The organism is Pseudomonas sp. A-1 (assembly GCF_004801855.1).
GTDB lineage: Bacteria > Pseudomonadota > Gammaproteobacteria > Pseudomonadales > Pseudomonadaceae > Geopseudomonas.
This window is the reverse complement of the sequence record NZ_SSTC01000170.1, coordinates 1-3,628: the sequence shown is the minus strand read 5'-3', so window position 1 is coordinate 3,628 and position 3,628 is coordinate 1. Positions and strand designations below refer to the sequence as shown.

The following is a 3,628-nucleotide window of genomic DNA, read 5'->3' as shown; positions in this document are numbered from 1 at the left end:
GGCTCCAGCGGCGCCGGCCAGAGCGCCAGCTGGCGGGCCTCGGCGCCCGGGCAGCCGGGCGCCACGCGGCGGCCGCGGGCATTCACCCAGAAGGTTTCCAGCAGCCCGCTGCCCAGCGGCTGGTCCGCCGCCGGCAGGGTCGGCGGCACGGTGCCGTCGAGGGTCCAGGCGAAACGCTGCCGCCGACAGTTGGCATCGTCGCGGGCCATGGGCTGGCCGAGCGGCCAGCAGACCGCGGCCACGCCGACTTCCGGCGGGCGCACCTGCGCCGGTGCCGCGATGCCGCGCTGGCGGTCGCGTTCGACCAGCAGCGCGTGCACCTGGTGCAGCAGCGGCGCTGCCGAGGCCAGGCCGAACTGGCCGGGCACCGGAGTGCCGTCGGGCCGGCCGATCCACACGCCGATCAGGTGGCGCGGGCCGACGCCCAGCGCCCAGGCATCGCGGAAGCCGTAGCTGGTACCGGTCTTCCAGGCCAGGCTGCTCCGCGGATCCGTGCCTCCCTGCGACTCGCCCTCCGGGCGCGCCTGGCCGGCGAGGATGCGCCGCACGATCCAGGCCGCACCGGGCGACAGCAGGCGCCGCTCGCGCAGCGCCTCCTCCGGGCGCAGGCGCGGGCGCGCCGCCAGACCGCCGCGGGCGAAGGCGCTGTAACCGGCGACCAGCGACTCCAGGCGGGTGCCGCCGCCACCGAGGATCAGCGCCAGACTGGGCTCGGCCAGCGCCGGCAGGTGGATCGGCAGGCCGGCCGCGCGCAGCTCGCCGGCGAAGCGCCGGGGACCGTAGGCCTCCAGCAACTGCACCGCCGGCAGGTTGAGCGAGGTGGCCAGCGCCTCGCTGGCGGCGACCGCACCGCTGAAACCGGCGGCGAAGTTGCCCGGCCGATAGTCGCCGTAGTGGCGCGGCACGTCCTGCAGCAGCGACTCGGAGTGGATCAGCCCGGCATCCAGGGCCAGGCCGTAGAGGAACGGCTTGAGGGTCGAGCCGGGCGAGCGCAGCGCCCGCACCATGTCGACATGGCCGAAGCGCGCATCGTCGCCGACATCCAGCGAGCCGAGATAGGCGCGCACCGCCATGCCCGGATGCTCGACCACCAGGATGGCCGCCGAGGTGCGCTCCGGCAGACGCGCCCGCCAGCCCAGCAGCAGGTCCTCCAGGCGCAGCTGCAGGCCGGCGTCGAGGGTGGTGCGGATCAGCGGCGGGCTGCCCGCACGGTTCAGGCGCCGCGCCAGCAGCGGCGCCAGGCTCGGCTCGCGGCGCGGGGCGAGGAAGATCGGCTCCTCGAGGGCCTCGCCGACCTGTTGCGCCGGCCATACCGCGAACGCGCCCAGCCGGCGCAGCACCTTGTCGCGCGCGGCCCGGGCGCGCTCGGGATGACGGTCCGGCCGCAGCCGGCTGGGCGCCTGCGGCAGCACCGCGAGCAGCGCCGCCTCGGCGCGGGTCAGCTGGCTCGGCGGCTTGCCCAGGTAGCTCCAGCTGGCCGCCGCCACCCCCTGCAGGGTACCGCCGAAGGGCGCGCGATCGAGATAGAGGGTGAGGATCTCGTCCTTCGACAGATGCCACTCCAGCTGCAGGGTTCGCCACAGCTGGCGGGCCTTGCCCGGCAGGTCGCGGCCGTGCGGCTCGAGCAGGCGCGCCACCTGCATCGACAGGGTGCTGCCGCCGGACACCAACCGTCCGCCGGCGAGGTTCTGCCAGGCGGCGCGGGCCAGGGCCACCGGGTTGATGCCCGGATGCTGGCGGAACCAGCGGTCCTCGTAGGTCAGCAGTGCCTCCAGGTAGTAGGGCGAAACCTGCCCGGGACGCACCGGATAGCGCCAGACGCCATCGCGGTCGGCGAAGCGCCACAGCGGCGTGCCATCCTCGGCCAGCACCACCCGGGCCTGGTCGTCCGCGGGCAGCGGCAGCGGGAACAGCCGGTCGGCCAGCCAGAGGCCGCCCAGCAGCAGCGCAAGCATCGCGAGCCACGGGCGCAGCCGGCTCGCCGGGCGGGTTCCGCCGTTCAAGGAGCCCTCACCACCATGCGCTCCGGCGCGCGGCCCAGCGCCTGCCAGCTCGGCCGGTACATGGACTCCACCTGCGGCAGCGGCACCCGGTAGTGGCCCGGGGTGACCGCGCGCGCCAGGTAGAGCAGGTGGGTGGTGTCGTAGGCATCGACATCCACCGCCGCCACGTAGCGGTCGCCGCGGTACTCCTGGTGACGGACCCGCCCGGCCTGCATGGCGCGCAGCCAGTCGCCGACCTGGCTGCCGGCGTCCGCCAGGCTGGCGGCGCTCTGCGCCAGGTTCTGGTTCTCCAGCTCGAGACCGGCGGGCAGCAGGTCGACCACCAGCGCATCCGGCACCCGCTGGCGGGCGCGTACCGCCAGGTGCACCAGCACCAGCTCGCCGCTGCGCAGCCGGGTGACGTCCAGCGGCTGGCCATCCGGCTGCAGGTACTCGCGCTCGATGCTCAGGTTCTCGCCACCGGCCGCCGGCGCCCGCGCCGGGTAGCCGGACAGGGTGAGCTGCTGGTACAGCGGCATGCCGGCCACACCGTGCAGGGTCAGCGGCTCGGCCAGCTCGCCGTCCGCCAGATGCAGGTTCGGCCGGACGTCGCTCAGTTCGATGCGCCGCTCGCCGCTGGCCAGTTGCGCCGTCCAGGCCCCCTCGGGCCGGCCGAGCAGGCCGCGGCCGGCGAGGAACAGGGCGTTGCGCTCCTGGGTCGACAGCCACGACCGGCCGGCCAGCTCCTCGGCCAGGCCGAACAGGCGCTGCTCGCGCTGGCCGGCCGCCAGGTCGTGCTCCTCGAGCAGGGCGAAGATCAGCGCCTGGTCGCGCAGCGGGCTGCCGTAGTCGGCCAGCCACTGCTCGCCGTCGCGCGCCAGGACCAGCCCCTGGGCCAGCGCCTGCGCGGCGCGCGGGGCATCGCCCATCAGCTTGAGCGCCGCCGCCAGCTGCACCAGCGGCAGGCCGGAGCGTGCCTCGCCGCGACGCTCGAACAGGCTGCGCAGGGCACCCAGCGGCGCCTGGCGGCTGCGCGCCAGCACGTAGCCGGCATAGGCCTGCACGGCGAAGCGGGTATGGGCGAAATCCTCCGTGTAGTGGGCGTCGATCAGGCCGGGCTGCTGCAGGTAGGCCAGCAGCCGGTCGGTGGCGCGCTCGAGCGCCGCCTCCGGCACGGCGAAGCCCTGCTCGCGGGCGCGCAGCAGGAAGTCGCCGACGTAGGCGGTGAGCCAGTGCTCCTCCTCGCTCTCAGCGCTCCACAGGCCGAAGCTGCCGTTGTGCCGCTGCATGCCGAGCAGACGCTCGATGCCCCGCTCGATGCTGCGCCGACGCTGCTCGTCGGGCTCGCCCTCCAGGCCGAGGCGGCGCAGGCTGGCGGCATCGGCGTAGAGCGAGGGGAACAGCCCGCTGGTGGTCTGCTCCAGACAGCCGTACGGATAGGCCTTGAGTGCGCGGATCTGCTCGCCGAGATTCAGCGGCGGCCGGCTGGACAGCGCCAGCACGGCCTCCCGGCCGGCCGGCGCGAAGTCCGCCAGGGTGCCGGCCGGCAGGCTCCAGGGCTCGGCTCCGAGCACCGTGCGGAACTGCCGCTGCTGCGCCGGCCAGGCCGGGCGCACGCCCAGCGTCCACTCGCGGCGCAGGGGCGG

2 protein-coding genes are annotated in these 3,628 nt (G+C 75.4%); both read right to left on the bottom strand.

Translation table 11 applies throughout. The annotated features are described in order from the left end of the window. Window positions 1-1,955 (bottom strand): peptidoglycan glycosyltransferase PbpC (gene pbpC, locus E5198_RS20680; protein WP_136491788.1); only part of this gene is annotated, 1,955 nt, incomplete at its 3' end. A 44-nt stretch (window positions 1,956-1,999) separates the two neighbouring features. Further along, on the bottom strand, window positions 2,000-3,628 hold a 1,629-nt coding region (locus E5198_RS20675), incomplete at its 5' end, for an alpha-2-macroglobulin (RefSeq protein WP_372239899.1).